This window comes from Stenotrophobium rhamnosiphilum (genome assembly GCF_003052265.1).
GTDB lineage: Bacteria > Pseudomonadota > Gammaproteobacteria > Nevskiales > Nevskiaceae > Stenotrophobium > Stenotrophobium rhamnosiphilum.
Genome location: NZ_QANS01000003.1, coordinates 34,824 through 54,267, shown reverse-complemented (window position 1 = coordinate 54,267; position 19,444 = coordinate 34,824). Strand labels below are relative to the sequence as shown.

At 54.7% G+C, this 19,444-nt stretch carries 16 protein-coding genes; 2 read left to right on the top strand and 14 right to left on the bottom strand.

Going from position 1 to position 19,444, the window contains the following annotated elements; all coding sequences use genetic code 11:
- Positions 1-393: 393 nt before the first annotated feature.
- The 3 genes from polA to CJD38_RS07775 are packed head-to-tail and all read right to left on the bottom strand — an operon-like array spanning position 394 to position 4,657.
- Complete coding sequence (polA, locus tag CJD38_RS07785; RefSeq protein ID WP_206362924.1) at positions 394-3,183, bottom strand: DNA polymerase I; 2,790 nt, start codon at positions 3,181-3,183, stop codon at positions 394-396.
- On the bottom strand, positions 3,180-4,427 hold the full coding sequence (gene lysA, locus CJD38_RS07780) for a diaminopimelate decarboxylase (protein ID WP_107939781.1): 1,248 nt from the start codon (positions 4,425-4,427) through the stop codon (positions 3,180-3,182). The genes polA and lysA overlap by 4 nt, the downstream gene beginning before the upstream one ends.
- Positions 4,427-4,657 (bottom strand): hypothetical protein, encoded by a 231-nt coding sequence (locus CJD38_RS07775; protein WP_146165951.1) that lies wholly within the window; start codon positions 4,655-4,657, stop codon positions 4,427-4,429. Before CJD38_RS07775 ends, lysA begins: the two co-directional genes overlap by 1 nt.
- A 126-nt stretch (positions 4,658-4,783) precedes the next feature.
- On the opposite strand from CJD38_RS07775, the gene CJD38_RS07770 reads away from it, so the two are divergent.
- Entirely contained in the window at positions 4,784-5,458 is a 675-nt protein-coding gene (locus tag CJD38_RS07770; RefSeq protein ID WP_107939779.1) for an alpha/beta hydrolase, read from the top strand.
- 68 nt (positions 5,459-5,526) lie between these two features.
- Here the strand turns inward: CJD38_RS07770 and CJD38_RS07765 are convergent, their stop codons facing one another.
- Together CJD38_RS07765 and CJD38_RS07760 are read right to left on the bottom strand one after the other, a co-directional pair.
- Positions 5,527-8,865, bottom strand: a complete 3,339-nt coding sequence (locus CJD38_RS07765; protein ID WP_107939778.1) for a translocation/assembly module TamB domain-containing protein — start codon at positions 8,863-8,865, stop codon at positions 5,527-5,529.
- Positions 8,862-10,583, bottom strand: coding sequence for an autotransporter assembly complex protein TamA (locus tag CJD38_RS07760; RefSeq protein WP_161554186.1), 1,722 nt, complete (start codon positions 10,581-10,583; stop codon positions 8,862-8,864). The genes CJD38_RS07765 and CJD38_RS07760 overlap by 4 nt, the downstream gene beginning before the upstream one ends.
- A gap of 564 nt (positions 10,584-11,147) precedes the next feature.
- Here CJD38_RS07760 and CJD38_RS07755 point away from each other — a divergent pair.
- Positions 11,148-12,593, top strand: coding sequence for a GGDEF domain-containing protein (locus CJD38_RS07755; protein ID WP_161554185.1), 1,446 nt, complete (start codon positions 11,148-11,150; stop codon positions 12,591-12,593).
- Here the strand turns inward: CJD38_RS07755 and CJD38_RS07750 are convergent.
- The 9 genes from CJD38_RS07750 to CJD38_RS07710 all read right to left on the bottom strand — a co-directional run bounded on the left by CJD38_RS07750 (position 12,553) and on the right by CJD38_RS07710 (position 19,438).
- Entirely contained in the window at positions 12,553-13,911 is a 1,359-nt protein-coding gene (locus CJD38_RS07750; RefSeq protein WP_107939775.1) for a TraB/GumN family protein, read from the bottom strand. The genes CJD38_RS07755 and CJD38_RS07750 overlap by 41 nt on opposite strands.
- Positions 13,908-14,579, bottom strand: coding sequence for a 2-hydroxychromene-2-carboxylate isomerase (locus CJD38_RS07745; RefSeq protein WP_107939774.1), 672 nt, complete (start codon positions 14,577-14,579; stop codon positions 13,908-13,910). Before CJD38_RS07745 ends, CJD38_RS07750 begins: the two co-directional genes overlap by 4 nt.
- Positions 14,569-15,432 (bottom strand): tRNA 2-thiocytidine(32) synthetase TtcA, encoded by an 864-nt coding sequence (ttcA, locus tag CJD38_RS07740; protein ID WP_107939773.1) that lies wholly within the window; start codon positions 15,430-15,432, stop codon positions 14,569-14,571. Before ttcA ends, CJD38_RS07745 begins: the two co-directional genes overlap by 11 nt.
- A gap of 60 nt (positions 15,433-15,492) precedes the next feature.
- Positions 15,493-15,858, bottom strand: coding sequence for a VOC family protein (locus CJD38_RS07735; RefSeq protein WP_107939772.1), 366 nt, complete (start codon positions 15,856-15,858; stop codon positions 15,493-15,495).
- Entirely contained in the window at positions 15,855-16,181 is a 327-nt protein-coding gene (locus tag CJD38_RS07730) for a DUF2834 domain-containing protein (RefSeq protein WP_107939771.1), read from the bottom strand. Before CJD38_RS07730 ends, CJD38_RS07735 begins: the two co-directional genes overlap by 4 nt.
- 12 nt (positions 16,182-16,193) lie before the next feature.
- Positions 16,194-16,616 carry a hypothetical protein gene (locus tag CJD38_RS07725; RefSeq protein ID WP_107939770.1) on the bottom strand — a complete coding sequence of 141 codons (423 nt, stop codon included), beginning with the start codon at positions 16,614-16,616 and terminating at the stop codon, positions 16,194-16,196.
- Positions 16,617-16,726: 110 nt separating this feature from the next.
- Positions 16,727-17,224, bottom strand: a complete 498-nt coding sequence (locus tag CJD38_RS07720; protein ID WP_146165950.1) for a hypothetical protein — start codon at positions 17,222-17,224, stop codon at positions 16,727-16,729.
- Positions 17,225-17,369: 145 nt separating this feature from the next.
- Positions 17,370-17,807 carry a DUF2846 domain-containing protein gene (locus CJD38_RS07715; RefSeq protein WP_107939768.1) on the bottom strand — a complete coding sequence of 146 codons (438 nt, stop codon included), beginning with the start codon at positions 17,805-17,807 and terminating at the stop codon, positions 17,370-17,372.
- 137 nt (positions 17,808-17,944) lie between these two features.
- Entirely contained in the window at positions 17,945-19,438 is a 1,494-nt protein-coding gene (locus tag CJD38_RS07710) for a TrkH family potassium uptake protein (RefSeq protein WP_107939767.1), read from the bottom strand.
- Positions 19,439-19,444: the final 6 nt, after the last annotated feature.

The following is a 19,444-nucleotide window of genomic DNA, read 5'->3' as shown; positions in this document are numbered from 1 at the left end:
CTGCGCGTTCTTTTTTTAAAGTTTAGTGAGCGAGGCGAGAACCCCACTCCTGCGCATCCATGCGCCCGTGGGGTACCGTACTTCCTGTACATAAAAAAGCCCGATAGATCAGGGGGAGACCTATCGGGCCAAGGAGCTCCGGCTTGGGGGAAACCGGACCCGCCTAGGGAGTTACGCGGCGGGGAGTAGGAAAGGGAGAATCCGTACTCGAAGGATTAGATGTGGGCAGGACGGTTTAGTTCAACGGCCGCTTTCATGGGCTGAAATAGATGCCTTGAACGGCCTGCACAGTTTCTTACTAATCAATAAGTTATGGCCTGCGTAAATCTACGTTAAGGGCCAATTTCAACAAATTTAAAACTAAATTTTATTATTAATTAGTAAGTTACAGCTTTACACATTATGGGCGGCATCCCAGTTAGCGCCGAGGCCTGGTTCCGCGATCAAAGGCACCTTAAGCGCGGTGATCTCGCACATGCGACGGGCAAGTTCAGGGGCCAGGCTCTGGAGTTCAGCCTCAGGGCCTTCAAAGATCAATTCGTCGTGAACTTGCATGATCATGCGGGTATCAGGCGCCTTCTGCTCTAAAAACGCCTTTAAATCGATCATCGCTAGCTTGATCAAATCAGCTGCGGTGCCTTGAAGCGGGGCATTAATCGCGGTTCTTTCGGCGTATTGGCGGAAGTTCGCGTTCTTGGAATTGATGTTGGGCAGGTACAAACGACGGCCGAACAGGGTTTCGACATAGCCTGCACGACGTGCGAACTCACGGGTGTTGTCCATGAACTCTTTCACGCCGGGATAGCGGGCGAAGAAAGTGTCGATATAGGCCTGCGCTTCGCCGCGCGGAATGCCGAGTTGACGCGCCAGACCGAACGCAGACATGCCGTAAATCAAACCAAAGTTGGTTGCCTTAGCTGCGCGACGTTGTTCACCGCTGACTTGATCGAGCGCGATGCCATGCACTTCTGCGGCGGTGGCTTGGTGAATGTCGCGACCATCTATGAACGCCTGCACCAACTTTTCGTCGCCAGAGAAATGCGCCATCAAACGCAATTCAATTTGTGAGTAGTCGATGGATAGCAAAGCGCAGCCCGACGCAGCGATAAAGGCCTGACGAATGCGACGACCTTCTGCGGTGCGAATCGGAATGTTCTGCAGATTCGGATCTTGCGAAGACAAACGACCTGTCGCCGCAACCGCTTGGTGATAGCTGGTGTGAATGCGACCGGTGCGAGGATTGATCTGTAGCGGCAGGCTCTCGGTGTACGTCGAGCGAAGCTTCGACATGCCACGCCATTCCAGAATCAAACGCGGCAGCGCGTGTTGTGCGGCGAGCTCTTCCAGCACATCTTCGGCGGTAGACGGATCGCCCTTCGGCGTTTTGCCGAGTACCGGCAACTGCAATTTCTCGTAGAGGATATGTTGCAACTGTTTAGGCGAGCCAAGATTGAATTCTTGACCTGCCTCTTTAAAAACTTCAGTCTGAATTTGCGCCATGCGCGTGGCGAGTTCGGCGCTGATGCGCCCGAGTAGCGCTGCATCAACGCGAACGCCCGTCTGCTCCATCTGTGCGAGCACAGGCACCAGCGGCATCTCGATGGTTTCGTAAACGCGTTTCAGCGCTTCGATTTCACAAACGCGTGGATATAGCGTTTGGTGCAGACGCAAAGTGATATCCGCATCTTCTGCGGAATAATCGGCGGCGACATCCAAAGCCACCTGATTAAAAGTGATTTGGTTTTTACCTTTGCCTGCGACATCCGAGAACGCGATAGTCGTGTGGCCCAGATACTTCTGTGCCAGCGTGTCCATGTCGTGACGGCTGCCTGCAGCGTCGATCACGTAGCTTTGCAGCATCGTGTCGTGACGTACGCCGCGAACGTGTAAGCCGTGGCGTGCAAGCACATTGAGATCGAACTTGATGTGTTGGCCGACCTTGGCGCGGCTATCGTCTTCCATCACGCCACGTAGACGATTCAACACTTTTTCTAGCGACAACTGCGCCGGTGCGCCCATGTAGTTGTGGCCTACAGGTACATACCAGCCGTGACCCGCTTCGACGGCGAAGGCGAGGCCAACAAGATTTGCTTGATTGGATTCTAGGCTGTCGGTTTCAGTATCAAAACAGAACAGTTCAGCGCTTTCGAGTTTCAGTGCGAGCGCTTCAAGTGCAGCGTCATCAAGCACAAGCTCAACGCGCGTTTTGATTTGCTCAGTGGGCACAACGATTTCGCTTTGCGCAGGCGAAGCAATCGTTGTGTAAGCCGTTACCGGTTTATCAAAAGATTTTGCTGCGACAGGTTCTGCTGACGCAGGCGCGCCACCGAGTTCTTCCAGCCAACGATGAAAGCCCATGCGCTTGTACAGCGCTGCAAGTTTCTCAACGTCGGGAGCGCGTGGCACGAGCGCTTCAATCGTCAGCGGCATCTCCAACTCGCAACGAATCGTTGCAAGGTCTTTAGCAACAGGCAGCAAGCCCGTTGCCAAATGCGCGCGGAATTTGTCGCCGATCTTGCCGCCAATTTTTTCGGCGTTCTCAACCAGCACATCCAATGAACCGTAAGTGTTGAGCCACTTTGCAGCCGTAACTGGGCCCACTCCCGGCACGCCAGGAATGTTGTCGCTGGTGTCACCCATCAAGGCGAGCATGTCGATGATGAGCGCAGGCGGCACGCCGAATTTCTCAACGACACCTGCGGGATCCATACGGCGATTCTTCATGGTGTCGAGCAGGCTCACATGCTCATCCACCAACTGCGCCATGTCTTTGTCGCTGGTGACAATCAATACATCAAGCCCAGCCGCGCGGCCTTGGCGTGTGAGTGTGCCAATCACATCATCCGCTTCAACGCCGGACATTTGAATGACCGGTAAACCCAGCGCTTCTGCCATCTCGATGATGGGTGCGAACTGCACCGAAAGATCTTCCGGCGTTTCATCGCGATTGGCTTTGTACTCGGCGTAAATCGCTTCACGGAATGTTTTGCCGGGCGCATCGAACACAACGCAGATGCGCTCAGGCAAATAGTCCTTGCTGAGACGACGCAACATATTGCCCATGCCGAACACAGCGCCGGTGGGCTGACCCGCGGGGTTCGTCAGGGGTGGCAGTGCGTGATACGCACGAAACAACCATGATGAACCGTCAATAAGAACCAGCGGGCCGTTGATCGTACTCACGGCAGCAGTGCTTCTCCGCGCACCAGATCGTCCAGCGTTTCGCGGGCGCGGATGATGGTGTGGCGTTCGCCGTCGACCATGACTTCAACTGCGCGTGGACGCGTGTTGTAGTTGCTGGCCATCGTGAAGCCGTATGCACCAGCGGTGCGCACGGCGAGTAGATCGCCTTCTTCCAGTGCGAGTTCACGATCTTTGCCGAGCCAATCGCCGCTTTCACAAACAGGGCCGACGATGTCGTAGTTCTTTACTTCAGCGCTGGACTTTTCGTTAACGCGAACAATCTTCATCCATGCCTGGTACAGCGTAGGACGAATCAGATCGTTCATTGCCGCATCAATCACGGCGAAGTTTTTTTCGTTATTGCACTTGATCGTCTCAACGCGCGTGATCAGCAGACCAGCGTTGCCAACAATCGCGCGGCCCGGTTCGGTCATCACTTTAAGATCGCGACCCGACAACTTCGGCAGTAGCGCGCGTGCCCAAGTGCCGGGCTCTAGTGGCTGTTCGTCGTTGTAACGAACGCCTAAGCCGCCGCCAACGTCGATGTGCTGAAGGTTAATTCCGATTGCTTTGAGGCGATCAATCAGTGCGAGCACGCGATCCATTGCATCGAGCAGCGGCTGTACATCCAGTAACTGCGAGCCAATGTGACTGGCGACGCCGATGATCTCGATGCCCGGCATCTTGGCGGCTTCAGCGTAGAGGCGTTCTGCAATCGCAATATCCACGCCGAACTTATTGTTCTTAAGACCGGTAGAAATGTACGGGTGTGTCTTGGCATCAACGTCTGGATTCACACGCAGAGCGATGCGTGCGCGCTGGCCGCGCTTGTGCGCAACGCTATTGAGGCGATGCAGTTCGGATTCTGACTCAACGTTGAAGCAGTAAATGTTTGCGTTCAGCGCATCGCGCATTTCTTCTGCGGTTTTGCCCACGCCAGAGAACACGATCTTGGAAGGATCGCCGCCTGCACGCAGCACGCGGAACAGTTCGCCTCCAGAGACGATATCGAAGCCGCTACCCAAGCGTGCCAGTACATTCAGCACCGCGATATTGGAATTGGCTTTGACCGCGTAGCAAACCTGATGCGGCACAGGCGATAACGCTTCATCAAAAGCGCGATAGCGATTTTCTAGTGCGGTGCGCGAGTAGACGTAGCAAGGCGTGCCGTAGCGCGTTGCGAGTTCAGAAGCGCGGACATCTTCGGCGAACAGTTCGCCGTCACGATAATCAAAATATTCCACTACGGCTTTTCCTTCTTGGGTGCGGCGGGCGCAGTTTGCGCAGGTGTTGTCGGCGTTGTGTCCGGCGTCGGATTTGGCGTCTCGCTCGACACGGGATCAACGACCGTGGCTTTGGCTTCAGCTGCCTTGGGAGTCGGAACGTCTTTTTCTGGCAGCACCAGCTTGCCGGCCTGACCGCAGGCGGTGAGTGATAACAAGACCAGTGTGAGACAGGCGATACGAGGGGACATAGATCAACTCCGCGGGGCAGGAATTTTACCGTGCATTTGCCCCCGCCGCTGGCGTGAAATTGGCATTAACAGGCCCTTGATGGACAATCGCGGCCTTAAATTCTGATTCCTATCCTAAATAAGCCCATGAAGATCCACGAAACCAAATCCTCCGTCACCATCAACCCGCCCTCTGCCGCCACCGGCACCGTGATTTGGCTGCATGGTTTGGGTGCAGACGGGCACGACTTTGTATCGATCGTGCCGGAGCTGGGTTTGCCAAAGGACCACAGCATCCGCTTCATCTTTCCGCATGCGCCCGTGCGGCCGGTGACGATCAACAACGGCATGCCGATGCGGGCTTGGTACGACATTCTCAGTCTCGCTCGTATGGATAAGCAGGACGATGCGGGCATCCGCGCCTCCGAAGCGCTCGTGCACGGGGTTATTCGGCAGGAGCTGAGCTTGGGGATTCCCGTCAATCGCATCGTGATCGCGGGTTTCTCGCAGGGCGGCGCGATCGCCTTGCACACCGCGCTGCGGTATCCGCAGCGTTTGGCGGGTCTGCTACCGCTGTCGACCTATCTGCCGCTCACCGACAAGTTGGCGACTGAAGTGAGCGCCGCTAATCGTGATCTGCCGATTTTGATGTGTCACGGCGATTACGATGGAGTGTTGCCGCTGGCCTTGGGTGAATCGTCTGCTGAAATCCTGCGTGCAGAGGGCTACGAAGTCGATTGGCGCAGCTATCCGATGCAGCATCAGGTTTGCGCTGATGAAATCGACGCGATTGGTTTGTGGCTGCGGAAAGTTTTGCCGTAACGCTTGGCAATCAAGCTTCAAACAACAACGCCGACAGAAATGTCGGCGTTGTTGTTTGTATAGCGAATTTAGCGCTCGATCGAATAAAGAATATCGCCGCCCGATTCCACGCCCGTTTCTGTTTGCAGCTTAAAACCGTGGCCGATGTCGTATTGCAGGCGGAAGCTATAACCACGCTGGAATAGTCCAACGCCGTAGCTAATAAACAATTTTGGCGAGAGATATTTGCCGATGGTGAGCATCGCCAGCGAAGTGTCCTGCCCAGGCTTGCTGCCCACCGACACTTCATCGATGCCAATCCGCTGCGTCACTTTTTCTGCGAGCAAGCCGCTACCACTCAGGCCTAGCGACAGCGCGGCGGCAGAGACGGCAGAGCGATCGCTGTTGCTCGTGCTTTCGTCTAACGAGCGGCCCAGTACTAACCATGACAGCTGGCGCTCCTGCGGCATGGTCGGCGTCGAATAGAGACTGAACTGCGGCGCATCGAGCGTGCCGCGCACGTAAACACCGACGGTGATTTCGTCAGTTGGTTTGCGCTCAGCACGAATTTCAACTGCAGGCTGTGTGATCGGACCGCCGTCAAAAATCAGTCGACCTGTCGTGATTGTCAGATCTTGGCCGTAGGCTTTGTAACGCCCGCCTTCAAGATCAATCGATCCGCGACCTGTGGTGAATCGGCCGGGCTCTTCGATAGCGGTGATCGAGCCAGTGAGCGGCGCTTTCAAGCCGAAGCCATTGAAGCTGACTTTATCGCCGAGCTTGAGATTGACGTTGGCGCTGATCAGCCACGGACTATCTGTTGCTGGCTTGCCTTGCGATGTCACGATCACTTGATCGCTACTGGGGCCCACGCCGCTATCAAACGAAGTTGGTGTGATCTCAGCTTTCGGCACCAACACATCGCCAGTGACATCAACCTTGCGGCCGACCACATCAATCTTCAAATCTGGTGCAACCCAGACGCGCGCATCAGGAATATTCAGCGCTTGGAATTTGTCGCCTTTCACGTCGAAGTGCAGCGTGGTTTTTTCTGCCTTGGCGTCTAGCGTGCCAAGCACTGTGAGTGTGCCACCGCCAGACATTGCGTCTGCATTCAGGATCAACTTGCCGTCGCTGTTGCCGGTAATTTTCAGATTCAACGGTGACAATTCAATGCCCGGCGTCGTCAGTCGCAATTTGCCCTTGTCGAGCTGCACGCTGCCGTTAAATGCAGGATCACTAACGGTTCCGGCGAGTTGTAACTGGCCTTGCAGATGACCGGTAGCGTTATCGATCTCGCGTGTTAGCAAACGCAGCCAACCAAGATCAGGAAGATCCAAATTAATTTGGCCGGAAAGTGCGCGAGCGCCAAAATCTTCGCCGGGCGCTAACGTTGCGTTCATCGATACTGCGCCGTGTTCCAGCGGCATGTCGACGGTTGAGATCAGTGATCCATCTTGCCCAAACAGTTTGATGCTGCTGGGTTTGAAATTCAGCACTGAGCGATCACCAACGCCGAGTCGCCCTTCGGTTGTGGCGATATCAATGTGTGCGGTGTTGATGCTGCGGCTCAATAAATCGCCGGTGCCGCTCACCTTTCCATCCAGCGTCCAGCCTGTCGGCATGAAAGGTTTGAAATAAGCCAAGGCAAAATCTTGAACGCGGAAGGCAAAGCCCATTTCGCCTTGTGCAGCTTTCACAATCTTGAAGCAGGCGCGGCTGTCCCCGCTATCCCAGCACGCAGGCTCTAACGTGACGCCGTCGAGATTGGTAAAAAGTTCTGCGGGGTCTTCCAGCGTCCATGCACCGAGTTGCGCAGGTGCGAGCTTGCCTTCACTGATCTGACCTTGCCAGCTACGGTTTTTAAGATTGAGTGCGCCGCTGGCGCCGAGATGAAAATTAATCGGCTTGCTGTTCACATCCAGATCTAGCGTGTGTTGATTGACAGTGCCAGTGCCGCGCAAGTGCACGGATGAAGTGATATCGCCGATTTGCAACTCAGTGGTTTTGAAATCCAGCATCGATGAACCGCGCGCATCAAGCTCCGCATCCAATTTGATCAGACGTGCGCTATACGTTTGCCAGCCGACAGCATCGGCTTGGCCGTGCGCACTCAGCGTTGGTGTTTCAAGTGTGCCGCGAAGTTTTCCATCGAGATTGGCGCGGCCACGCAAGCCGGGCCAAAACTGTCCGAGATCCGGACTGCGTAATTGCGCGCTGATATCGAAAGGTGGCAATGCGCGACCGCTTGCATGCAATGTGCTGGCACCTGACTGCAGCAGTGCATCGTCGAGTTGTAGCGCGTCTTCACGCCAACTGCCATGCGCTTCAAGATTGAAGGGATAGTTACGCAGACGCGAGTTGCGCAGGTCTGCATCGAACTTCACCAAAGGTTGGTCATTCGGGAAAACCGTTGCGATCTTGAATTGCCCGCCAATTTTGCCCGGCCATTCTTTGGCTAGTACAGCCGGATTCAAGTCAGTGGCTTTGCCTTCTGCGTCTATGCGTATTTGCGGCGACCACTGCACGCGGCCACGCGCGTTGACTTCGCCTGCCAGCAATTTGGCTTTGAGTGACGCCACATCTAGCGCTTCGAGACTACCCTTGCCTTGCGCCACGGCATCCATATCTACGCCTTGAACACGTAAGACGCTGCTCAGCGCGTATTCGTAGTTTTCCCAAGAGCCAGCGGCACGCAGGTGGCCTTTCTTGCTGGTCACCATCGCCTCGCCTGACGGAGGCCATTGCAGGCGTGTCCATTCGGCATCGGCTTCAAAGTGATCTTCGTAGCCGATCAACATATTGAGAGTGAAATCACCGGGGCCGTGTAGTGCGGTGTCTTCAATGCGGAGGCCGTCTGGCAAAAACTGTAAACGTCCGTTCGCTTTGATCGGACCGAACATCATGAAATCGGTAGCGAGATGATCAATGTCGACGATGTCGTCAAACCACGCTGCGCTGAGTTCAACTTTATTGAAATCCAGCCATGAAGATTCTGGCGTGGATTGCAAACGCAGACGTGCAATAGCCGCGTTATCAATGATTAGCGGAAATGGTAATTGGGTAAAAGGTTCGCTGGGTTCTTTCTTCGGCGCATGCTTGATCGCAATTTTGATGTCGCCTGCATCAAGCTCACGGACCTGTAGTCGGCCAATCAGCAGGCTGGGCATCATCAACGCGAGCTTTGCGTGATCGATATCGACTTTGACGTATAGATCTTCGTAGACGAAACCGCGCAGTTCAACGTGCCCAAGCAGTCGGCCTGAGGCTTCGGTGTAGCGGATGGATTGATCGGTCAATGCACTGGCGAGATCAAGGCCGACGCGCAGACCTGTCGTTGTCACCAACAGCAGAATCACTGCGCCGATGGTTAAGCCAAAAACAATTTTCAGTAGAACAGCGCTGATGCGTCCGAGGCTGCGGATCATAGTCCGACTCTCACGCCGATATGCAGACGCACGCCGCTATCATCACCTTGCAGCGGATGCGCCAGATCAACGCGGACTTCGCCGAATGGCGCGCGATAACGTACGCCCGCGCCGACGCCACCTAATAGTTTCGGTGCTGGATCATCATCAACACCGCCCAGATCGTAGAACACCGCCGCGCTCCAGTTTTGGGTTACGCGATAGTCGGGTTCGATGCTAAATACGCTGAGATATTTTCCGCCGACTACGTCACCTGCCATATTGCGCGGGCCGATCGATTGATAGGAATAACCGCGCACGCTTTGATCGCCACCCGCAAAGTAACGTTGGCTAGGCGGTAAGTCTTGAAAGTCAGGTGTGAAGCTGGCGCCCATCTCGGCGCGAGCAAACAAGGTGAAGCGGCTGCCCAATGGATAGGCGCCACGGAGAATGCCGTGGACCTGTACGAAGGTTGCTGTAGAAAAAGCTTTTTTATCGGCGCCATGCACGTCGATAAATCCAAACCAGCCACGACGCGTATGGATCGGATCATCGTATTCGCCGCGCGTGAACGAGATGCCCGGCATAAATAAGTTGGAGGCTGTCGGCGCGTCGTCGAGATTGGTGCGCTCGTGAATCAGATCAAAATAAATTCGACGCTGCCATTTTCCGGGCGAGCGATTCAGGCTGGCGCCAAAGGTGTATTTGGTGTCGTCACCATCTGGCAAAACTTCGTACGCAGCTGCTGCGGTAAAGCTAAGGCTATCAATCGGCGAACTGCCTAGCGGAATGCGGTACTCATTGGTGAGTGCACTTTGAATCTTGGATAAGCGTAGCGTGCTGCTGAACTTATGGCCGTCGTCATTCAGCCTGCGCAGATCCAGCCCAGCAGAAATGCGGGGGCCAGTGTCGGTGCCGTAGCCGCCACCAAATTGGTAACGCGCTTTGGGGCGTGGAGACGTGTGAATGACGATGGGGATGTGACGATTCACTTCTTCTTTGCGCAATGGCTCAATCGAAACGGTTTGGAAATAACCCAAATCGGTCAGTGCAAACTGCGTTTTCAAAACTTTCTGCGGATCGAACGGCTCGCCTTCGCGAATGGTGATGTAGCGCGCGACAAGCGCTGGGTCTAGGCCTTCTTGTTCAATGCGAATGGGGCCGATGAAAAATCGCGGCCCGCTGCTGAGTTTGAGTTCAATGTCCGCGGCTTGCACTTCAGGTTCAACGCGCAGTTCACTAGTGGTGTAGCGCGCATCGAGAAAACCGCCTGCATACGCGGCCTGTAACAATTGAGCTTTTGCGATTTCGTAATTGTTGTGCAGAAGCGCGTCACCTTCGTGCACCGGCATTTTTGCGAGTCGCTCGCGTATCGCTGGAAAATCCGCAGCCTCGCCATCAACCGCGATATCAACCTTGCGGATACGCGTGCGTGGGCCGAGTTGAACGTCGTAGCTCGCCTTCCATTTTTTGGGGCCGCCGCTAAGTGCGCTGGTAATCACAGGGGTGTAATAGCCAAACGGCTGCAAGGCGCTGCGGATATCGTTTTCCGACTGCTGATGTAAGCGCTCAACCAGCAACTGATCGAAGTCGTCGCGGTTTGCCAGGGTTTTGATTGCGAGGCGTTGCTCGACGTTGGCGAGTTCTTCGCCTTCCAGGCCGCTGATTTTGACGTCTACATCCGCCCACGCGGGGGTTGTGACGACGAAAAACAGCAAGGCAAGTGATCGCATTTTCATTAGGTACATTCTAGCAACCGTGAATACTGCCGCCCTATTTTTGATTTCACACCTAGCATTTGTAGTCAGTCTTTTCCGAGGGTCGCAGTGATTCGTCTGTAGAAGCGTTTGCAATCGATGAGGAGATGTTCGCGATGATTGTTTTAAACGTTTGTGGAGCCACACATCGCATCAGTGATTCCAGATCATCAGACGTGCTGACGTATGGGTGGTTCAAATTGAATCCGCGGGTTACTTTTGCGACTCGCACGTGCGCGCAAATTCGCGAATTACGATTGTTATTAAATATATAATATAGATTATTTAGTAAGCATTAAAGAACGCACGCTCAAAAAGCGTTTAGGACGTAGTGACGCGCTCGATTGCCGAGGTAGAACTCAGGCTTGAGCGGCCTACAACGCCCCGATTTGTAGGGAATTTCCGTATCATGGCGGCAGTTCAAATGGATTCGACAATGCCAAGCGCCAGCCACGCGCCTGACACTTCTCTTCGATGCGCCCTGATGCTGACTGCCGAGATTGCTCGGCGGGTCAAAATTGTTGTCTGTGCTACAGAGACAAAAGCGTGAGTGGCGACCTTGTACTGCTTGGGCGCTTGGCGCGTTTGCATCGCGCCACACTGAGCTTGCTCGGATTCAAATCCACGACTCGTCGCATTGGCGAAATTGAGTTGACGGCTGAAGAGGCCCAAAAGCTGGGTCAAATAGCTGCGGGCTCATCGCGGCAATACACCTTCCCTTCGCGCATCGAGCGCATGTTCCAAAACTACGTTCGTGAAAGCAGCCGCGCTGCGCGAATCAGCTTGGTGCTGATGACGGCGGTGGTATACCTCACCATTCCGCTTTGGGTGTCTGTGCTCGGCATTCCAAAACAAAGCCAAGAGCTGATGACTATCGCATCGCTTGGTCTGATCGTCCCATTGTTTGCCGCGGTCACCTTTGTGCAGGTGCGCTATCTAGCCTCGGACTTTGCAGAATGGCTGCTGATTGCTGCGCTGGTATTTGAGGCGGTCTTTGTTGAGATCGTTCGACAGCAGGCGGAACAGCTTGGCTATTCAGTTGAGCCATCCATTTCCGTCTTAGTGCCTGTCGCCGTCATCGCGATGGCACGCTTGCGCGTGAGCCTGAATTTTCTATTTATCGCGATCTATTTTTTGATCTTGGCGTCAGAGCCATTTTGGTGGGGCAAAGGCTCTGAGATCGATGGTGTCGTCGCGTGGACCATCAATCTGATGTTGTTAGCGCTGCTGCTACTTGGCGCATTTCTGCAGAAAATTCCCTTACAGAATCCCCGCCAAGTGCGACTGCGCAACATCTTTAATGTCGCCTTAATTGCTTTGTACTTTTGGGTTTTGATTTACGAAGCGATGCGGTGGCCAGATGAAGTCCGCACGCGTGGGCCGACAGGCTGGCTGCTAGAAGTTCTGCTGTTAACCATTGTGATGATGGCTGCTATCTGGTCGAAGCTGTCATCGCGGCGGCAATGGGCAGCCAATGTACTGCTGCAATTGATGGCTTATCGCGATTCCTTAACCGGCTTGCCCAATCGTCGTGCATTTGAAGATCACTATGAGCGCGTGACACGAGCATTGGCGCGCAGCGAGAAAAAACAGCTCGTGCTTGCCGTGCTCGATCTTGATCACTTCAAAAAGCTCAACGACGATTACGGCCACGACTATGGCGACGGTGCTTTGGCTGAGATTGCATTGACGCTTGCGCAGTTCGCTCGCCGCTCGCTGGATATGTCAGCGCGACTGGGTGGCGAAGAGTTTGCGCTGCTGCTTTATGACTGCGATGCAGAAAACGCGCGCGCGCGGTTGGCGGAACTGGTGCAAGCCATCGCAGAAATGAAAATCGAAAATCGCAACGCCGATCGTGGCGTGCTGACCTGCAGCATCGGCGCTGCAGTTGTCGGGCCGAATGAATCTTTTGGAACGGCTTACCGAACAGCAGATGAAATGCTGTATCAGGTTAAGAACGCGGGTCGGAATAACTTTGCGTTGGCGGGTTAACTCGCAGCGAGACGGTCTTTGGCGGTATGGGCATCGTTAGCGTCCAGAGATAACCATCAGGATCGCGCAGCAGCGCATTGCGTTCTCCCCACGCTTGATCAGCGGCAGCCTCAACAATTTCTGCGCCAGCTTTTTTGGCGCGTGCGATAGCCGCATCCAGATTGTCGACATAAAGCGTGATCGGTGAAGGCGCGGCAGATTTACTGGTGACTGGCGATGCGCGTTTGCTGTTTTCAGGTGTGAGCAAAATCACTGCATCGTGATACTTGAGTTCGCCGCGTGTGAGCTTGCCTTTGTCATCGCGCGTTTGCGCGCCGGCTTCGAAGCCAAATGCTTTTTGATAGAAAGCATAAGCAGCGTCACCATCACGCGCATTCAGCGTTGGCACCAGCCAAGCTGCACGCGTTGCAGGCGTACGCGCCGGCTCAGCTTTGCTGGCCTCGGTGCTAACTGCACGAACGTCATAGCCTTTGGCTTTCAGCAGTGCGAGTAAGCCGTCGGGGCCCGCATTGTGTGCAGCGCCCACAATGATGAGCTGAACTTTGTCGCTGGCCAAAATCTTTTCGAGCTTGGGCATCCATGCGCGATTGCGATCAGACAATAAACGCGCATACGCCTGTGGCTGGTGCGTTTTCATCTCACGTGCGAGCTTTTCGAGTTCGGTCAAATCGCCATCGCGCCAAGTGCGCAGCAGGCCTTCTGGATTTTGATCGGCATCGCCTTGTTCTTCGAGCGTGCTAATAAGAAATTGCTCGCCGAGTTTGTCAGGCATTTTTGCGAACAGATCAATTTGCGCTTGTGGTTCTTCCAGCCAGCGTATCGGCTTGCCGTCTTTAAGTGCGCGCGTGAAAAAGAACTGATCAAGGCCGAATTCAGCTTTGAAGCCAGCGCGTTGGAAAGCAAAAATTTCCATCGTGATCGCGCAGAACCATGGCTTATATGGTTCACAGGTATCGGCCAGCGGCATGTTCAGATCGCGCGCGCCTTTCTGTAGGCGTTCGTAAACTTCTTTGCTGATCAGTGAGCGCAGGCCATTGGGTGCAGCAGCGGCATTGAACATCGCCATCTGTGATTGCGGCTCGCCGAGTGTGGCCAGATCACTTTCAAACGCAACGCCACTGGCCTTGCTGTAAGCATTCTCCAGCGCAGCGGGCAGTGGCTGCGTCGACGCAGGCAATAAGTGCACCGAGCCCATTAAATAATGCTTGGCCTTAGCGCCCTGGATTTCCCAAAGGAAGGGCGCGTCGCTCGCCGCCCAGCTTGCGCCAGCGCTGCAAAGCAGCAGGCCAGTCAGCAGACACGAGAGTAAATGTTTCATCTTTTCCTCTGTGCGCTTGCACGCAAATTGAACCAGCCAGCGTAAATCTCTTTATCGCTACCAATCGGATCAGCGCCGTCCAAGAAATTTTCTAGATTTTCGAGATCATCGAAACCCCAGAATAATTCATTACGCACGAGCATCGTCGGCACGCCAAAAACACCAGCGGCGATAGCTGCATCGGTGTTTTCGCGCAGTCGTGCTTTCACTGCATCCGTCTGTGCTTCAGCCATCAGCGCATCGGCGTTGAGGCCTGCTTCAGTAATGACCGCGCTGACGACATCAGGTTCCGACACCGCACGGCTTTCGGCCCATGTGGCGCTGAACAATCGAGTGATCAAATCGAATCGTTGTGCGCGCGGTAGATCGCAGCAGCTGACGCGCAAGGCGATTAATGGATTGAAAGGATGTGTGTGCGGCGGTGCAAAGGCGATGCCGTGTTGTTTGGACTTTCGCAAAACATTCCATGTCATCCAGCGCAGTTTTGCTGGAACTTCGCCGGGGCCGACTTGGTTGTGCGCTTTCAGCAGGCCCGCAAATACGACAGGCACGGGTTCCAGAATCAGGTCATGTTGTGTGGCGAGTTTTGCGCTGCGTTGCCAAGCCAGCCATGCGTTATGCGAAAGAAAGTCGAAAAAGTAATACAGATGGTTCGGTTTATTGAACATGTTCGTCTGAGGATGCTTCCTGCATCAACCAGTTGTGTGCGTCCTTGCGATCGCCACCGAGACTGGCGAAGTCGAACAGTTTTGGATCTGCGAGCTGCGATGGCGCGATGTTGGTGAGCGCGCCAAAGATTTGATCCAAACGACCTGGATTGTTGCGCTCCCATTCATCCATCTGTTTGCGCACTTGTTTGCGTTGCAGGTTTTCTTGCGAGCCGCAGAGCGTGCACGGAATGATCGGGAATTGTTTGAGATCAGCGTAATCCAGCAGATCTTGTTCGCGGCAATAAGCGAGTGGACGAATGACAACGTTCTTGCCGTCGTCTGACAACAACTTCGGCGGCATCGCCGAGAGCTTGCCGCCGTGGAATAGATTGAGGAAGAACGTCGCGATGATGTCGTCGCGATGATGACCCAGTGCGATTTTGGTGAAGCCCTGTTCGATGGCGTAGCGATACAGCGCGCCGCGACGCATGCGCGAGCACAGGCTGCACATGGTTTTGCCTTCCGGGATAACTCGCTTCACAACTGAGTAAGTGTCTTGCTCAAGAATGTGAAAAGGCACGCCGACTGATTTCAGATATTCCGGCAATACATGCTCAGGAAAATTCGGCTGCTTCTGATCGAGGTTGACTGCAACTAATTCGAACTTCACCGGCGCTTTCTGCTGAAGCTGCATCAGCATGTCGAGCATGGTGTAGCTGTCTTTACCGCCCGAGAGACACACCATCACGCGATCGCCATCGACGATCATGTTGTAGTCCATGATCGCTTGGCCGACGTTGCGGCGGAGGCGCTTGTTGAGCTTGCTGGCTTCGCGTAAATCGCGGCGGAGCGTGTCGGGTGCGGCGGACATGGGGGTGCTTCTGGCTAAAAGATGCGCAAGTTTAACGCCTGCGCGCCTTGGAGTCCCTAGCTAGCGCACGGCTTTGAGATCGAAATGTGGGTTTTCGATGATGCCGAATGCATTGCCGAAGGGATCGAGCACCGCAGTGACCTTGATGCCACCACCAACGTCCTTGAGTTCCTCGTGCACGGTTGCGCCCAGCCCTTGAAGGCGAGCCAGTTCAGCCGCGGCGTCGGGCACGCCCCAATACGCGAGCGCACCTGCGGTGCCGGGCTTGCCGTCTGGGATCAATCCCAGCTCAAACCCGCCCACCGCGTAACCGACGTAAAAGGGCTCGTCGAAGTAAGGCGTGATCGCCAGTACGGCGTTATACCAAGCCTTGGCCGCGGCCAAATCGCTGACGGGGTAAATGACGGTGCGCAGGCCCTGAATCATGATGCGACCTGCTGTTTGGAGCGGATCAACAGATAAGCCGCAAAGCCGGTTGCCACGCCCGGTACGACACCAAGCAGCAGCGCGACCCAGCCGTGGCGAATGTTCGTAGTCTTGGCCTCATAGCAAACCCACACGGCCAACACGGCCCAGCACGTCAAAGTGTCGGTGGCGTAGCCCGCGGCGTAAGGGTTCACATAAGCATCCGTGACAAAGCGCAGCGGATTGGTTTCTTGCAGCGCGGCGGGTAGCGCGATGATGCAGAAGGCGGCAGCGAATCCCAGTGCCAGCAACCAGAGCAGTGTGCGATAGAGCGTGATGGACATGAAGACTCCGATTTAAGGGCGAGTGCCGGACGTTTCATCCGCCGACTTTTTACGCATCTCTGCGAGACGCACGATCACATAGGCGATCAGCGCAAACACAAAGAACACCAGCAGCATCCAAGCGATGCCCTGCAGGGTCTCGATGATGGTGCGATAAATTTCCAGCACCCAACGGTCGGCCGTGAGTTGCACGATCTGCGCGTCTTTTACGTAAGCCGGAGGCGTGATGTATTTCTCCAACTCATAAATGCGCACGCCGGAAGAAACGCCGACAACCAGAATCGCGAACTTCATGTACTTCAGCCATGCCGCGCTGATTTCGTCGGCAATGATGCGTTTGAGAATGCGATCGAGTGGATCGGCGAACATGCGCGCAACAATCGCAGCGACAGATAGAGCGAGCAGAAAAGTGATCAGCAGCAGTCCCAGAAACATGGTGCCTCCGATGCAGCGTTCGTGAGGCTGTGAGACTACGCTAAGTTTGTGGCAAGGCCAAAACGAACAACGCCCCGAATCCGGGGCGTTGTTGAATCGATCCGTTGAGATCACTTTCCTGCTTTTGCGGGAGAGTCGTCGTCATCCGCATCATCATTATCGGCAGGCAAGTTCTGTGGGAGTGCGCCTGATGCATTCGCACGTTGGCTGTAGTTGATGACGTCTTTCTTTATGAATTTAAGCCAGCGGTAGTAATAGCGGTCAATGTAAGTTTTGGCGCCATCGACTTCGTAGTCCATGTTCTCACTGCCGACATAGACAATGCTGACTTGTGTTGCTGTCCACGAAAATCTTGTTGTGATGGAGTGATCGCGGACGTTCAGCTTTGCTTCGATATCGTTTGGTGTGTCACGCGTAATGTTCCAATGTCGGCCGGCAAGTGAGCGGCGCAAGGCTATTTCGGTTTGCTGGGCTGTTGTGTTGGCAACGTCGAACAAAAATACGGGTTGCAGCACCTTCGTGCGTGCTTCAACAATCGCAGGTGCTGATATCAGGAAAACGGCAACGGCAGACGCGAGCAAAAGCCGTAGAGGCCCAATAAGTTTCATCCATTTTCTCCTGAGGTCATGCCATCGAGTGGCAGGTTTATTTTGATCGGCGCTGCTTGGTGTCGGTTAAAGCCGACTTTTGAATTCGATCAATGCAGGATGAATTTGAGCGCAACGCGCTCTGCAACGCAACTGCTGTTAAGTCTCAGCGAACGAGCTTGCACCGCTCAATTTCAGTTTGCCCAGTCGTCGCATCAACCGGATGCAGCGCTGAAGTGGCTGGGACCAAGCCAGTGACGACTTCTATCCAGATGAATTGATTTTGACCGGCGAAGTTTTCGATTTTCAAATCGGTCTTGCTGTCTTCTTGCGAAGTGATCGTATGAATGCCCGGCTCCACCGTTTTCAAAACGTAGGTGCATGATCGGGTGTGACCAACGACTTTGCCATCGATAGAGATCGCCATTGATCGATCATCGCCGTAGATCTCGTGGCGATAGATATAGAAATTTACTTTGCCTGGAGTCGGTTCGAATTTTTTGGCTGCGGCATCGGCGTCCGATGATGCCAAAGGCACGGAGCTGCAAGCGCTAACAAGCGCCATGGCCAGCCCAGTCACAAACAGCTTGAAATGGTTTTGCATCGGGTTCTCCGGAGGGATGACCGCAAGACGGTCTTTCACGGGCGCCGATGCTAGGGAGCTTTAGTCAAAATTAATATAAACAAAACATACCCCTACGCGCAGCGTAAGTCTGCACGTTGATCAGCAAATCAGAGGGGTCAGCGCCGCCAGAACGCCGGCGTGAAGATGATCAGCAGTGAGAAAATTTCGAGACGACCCAGCAGCATCGTGAAGATCAGAATGCATTTGCCGGCTTCGGATACAGAAGCCATCGACGTATTGTGAGCGCCGAGGCCAGGTCCAGAGTTGTTGATGCAAGCAGAAACCGTTGCGAACGCGGCGAGTGGATCAAGGCCGGTCGCAATCATTGCGGTGATCAAGATCAGCGTGGCGCCGATGTAGACCGAGAAGAAACCGCCGATGGCGTAAACAATCGGATCTGGCACAACCTTGCCGCCAAGCTTGATCGGCAGTTCTGCACTGGGATGAATCAGGCGCTGCATTTCACGTGCCGCTTGTTTAACGAACAACATCAAGCGAACCACTTTAACGCCACCTGCGGTCGAGCCAGCGCAGCCGACCATATAGAACGTCAGGATCAACATGACCGGCGCATACGATGGCCAAATGCTTGGGTCTGAGGTACCGAAGCCGGTGGTGGAGCCGTAAGACACAACGTGGAACAGCGCTTTACGCAACGTGACTTCAAAGCCATCGTAGGTGTGCGCGATGAACAACGGAATCATGATCAGCACGGTGAAGCCGAGCACGATGAAGACAGAAGTCGCTGCTTCGGTGTCGCGCAGATAAGCGCCTAAGCTGCGTGAGCGCCACACCGCAAAGTGCGTCGCGAAATTTAGCGCGCCCAGCATCATGAAGAAGATGACGACGTATTCGATCAGGGGGCTGTTGTAATAGCCGATGCTGGCATCGTGATTTGAAAAGCCACCGGTGGCCATCGTCGACATTGAATGCACGATCGCGTCGAACGGCGGCATGCCTGCCAGCCAGAATGAGAAACCGCAGAGCACGGTTAGCGAGAGATAAACGATCCACAGCGCGCGCGCGGTTTCGGCAATGCGTGGCGTCAGTTTGGAGTCCTTCATCGGGCCCGGTGTTTCGGCCTTGTACAACTGCATACCACCGACGCCGAGCATCGGAAGAATGGCGACAGCGAGAACGATGATGCCCATGCCGCCGAGCCAAGACAGCTGCGCGCGGTAGTAGTTAATGGCGTGCGGAAGATTGTCGATGCCGCTCGGAATGACGGTGGCACCGGTGGTGGTGAGTCCCGAAACGGATTCAAACAATGCGTCGATGAACGTGTGCCAACCGACATGCGTGAAATAGAACGGAATCGAACCGAAGACCGAGAGCACGGCCCAGAACGCGACGACGACTAAAAAGCCATCGCGTGTTTTCAATTCTGCGCGTGTGTGTCGTACCGGCCAGTAGATGATCGCGCCCGTTAGCAGCGTGATCCAAAAGCCTTCCATGAAAGCGTAAACCACACCTTCGCTATACAGAAGGCTGATCAACATTGGCGGCAGCATGCTCAGCGAGAACATCATCAGCAGAACGCCGGTAATGCGCTGGACAGCCGCGAAGCGTCGGGCTGGACTCGCGTAGGTCCGTTTGTCGGTGTAGACCATCAGCGA